Annotated in this window: 1 protein-coding gene; it reads right to left on the bottom strand. The window is 45.1% G+C overall.

Annotation, left to right across the window (positions count from 1 at the left end; genetic code table 11):
* Positions 1-2,288, bottom strand: a 2,288-nt coding sequence (locus KDK18_RS04575) for a hypothetical protein (RefSeq protein WP_257253524.1), incomplete at both ends; no start/stop codon positions are given.

Consider the following 2,288-nt stretch of genomic DNA (forward strand, 5'->3'; position numbering starts at 1 on the left):
CGAAGGCGTAGATATCGGTCAGTATATTTGCCTGTTTCGGCGTGTACTGGAAGGGACCACCCTCATTTTCGACGGCTTTCTCTGCGACTTTCAGGACTTCCTTTAATTGCTCTATGTCCGCTGTCCTGACTTCTATTTCTCTGTTCAGACGGTCCTGTTCCTGAGTCAGTTGCAGGATCTTACCGCCATTACCGTCAAACCCGCCCATTTCTACCTGTTTATGTCTCAAAGCCTCAACCCGGTCAGCGTAGCGGGCAGTGGGGTCTGGCTTAAGACCCACGTCATCTTCGATGACTTTAAGAGTTGCTTCATGAGCCTTCAAAGCTTCCTGTGCTTTTGAAATGTGTGCTTTTTTCTTTTCCAGAACTAAGTCCGGTACTTCTCTATTGTGCTCAAGATTGTGCTCAAGATTGTGCTCAAGATTGTGCTCAAGATTGTGCTCAAGTTTGGTTTTAGTTTTCGGATCGCTGTCTTTGGAAGGGTCAATCGCCTGATTTTTAGTGTTCAGTGCCTCTTGTGCCTGTTTTTCTTCATCCAGTGCATTGGCTAATTCCATTTCTCTGGCCTCGTGCTCATGCAGGAACTTCGTGACCTGAGTGTACTTGTGTCTGGTTTCAGGCAGTTCCCCCAATGCTTTATTGACTTCATTTCGGTCATGAGAGGCTCTATAGTCTCTAATGGCATTCATGATATTACTTTCTTCTAACAGATTATCAGGGTCACTTTCAAAAGGGATTTTCAGAGCTTTGATGGTAGTGTGCAGTTGATGAAGGGCCTCAGTTCGTCTTTCTGCATAGTATTCGCTTTTCTGAATAAAACGTTCAATGTCGTTTAAATGATCTTCAGGGGTCTGATTATCAGTCTGAGTCAGGCCCAACCTGGTATGAATGTCTTTCAGTGCCCCATTGAGAGCCGCAATGTATTTATCTGTGTCAGGGGGGGCATCAGTAGAATCTGCGAATACCACTTGTTTACGATGAACAGCATCCAGTTTGTGATGAAGTTCCTCCAGCTCAATCTCAGCTTTTTCTACGTTTCCCCTGGCCCGGGCTACCTCACGATCAAGAACGTATTGCGGTTTAGGTCCCAGACGAGCCAATTGTCTGTCAAGCTCAGCATCAATGGCTGCAATACGCTCATTAACCGTAGGACGACCCGCTTCATAAAGTTCTTTATACAGCTGTTGGAATTTTTCTGTAATGAGATTGATCCGAACATCCTCGTCGGCATCATCTTCATAGTCCTGAATCCCGAGGTTATGGGCAATTTCGCTATATATGGCTCTTTCCATGCTTTCATTATCAAGGAGATCATTGATGACTTTGTCCAGTTCATCGTTTAATGTCCGAATTCTGTACCCCAGAGCGTGGATCTGTTCATTCAGGCTGGCATCTTTTTTTAATTCCACTTTTAGTTCGTCGGCCAGTTTAGCAACGAAATCCTTGCCTCTTTCTTTGGCAGCAACGTTTTCATCCACGTTGATGTCCAGTCTGTACTCTATTGCTTCAAGGAAATCTAACTGTTGCCATTTGGCTTGCAGATTCGTGTCTTCAACTAAATACGTAAGACGCGCACTAAGAGTATCGAGTTTGCTATCTCTATCTTCATCAAGCTTGATGCTTTCATCCCAGAGGACATTCTTTATATCATCCAGCTTTATTTCGGTGACATCATCGCCGTCAAGTCTACTGCGAGCCCTGTCAAGTCTTGTGGCTTTCTCATCATCCTCATTGACTTCGATCCCGAGTAGTGTTTCTACGGATCTCAGTACATCCAGCGCCTCTTCCTCTGCCCTCTGTGAGGCTTCTGTGATGGATGTCTGCATTCCCCTGGAAATGGCGTTACGACGCTTATAAACATCGTCCTCTTTATCGGGGTCATCCAGCTCCAGGATTTTTTCCACGTTACCCATTGTCTCAAGTACTTCAGACTTGACAATGTGGCGAGGTGTTTTGAGGCTTTCCAGTTCTTCTTCCAAATCTGCAAGCTTCTTCACCCTGACTTCCACTGCGTCTGTCAGTTTTCTATTTTCCTCTGCTCCGCTGGTACCATAAAACCCTGCCAAAGCAGCTCGTAAGAATGCGGCGTCGGCTTTGCTATAACCTCTTCTGGAGTATATTTCCTCTAAATGCATCAGCATATATTCTAAAGGAATCTCCACTTCTTCGCTCACAGCGTTCATTTTCTGTAAATGCCGGGCCTTGATGGCTTCGCCTTGAATATGCTGTGTATCAAGTCTTACAAGTTTTTCAAGTTGACGAGCATTCTCTCTGAGAAGTGCTACATTT

Source organism: Endozoicomonas sp. SESOKO3 (genome assembly GCF_024606255.1).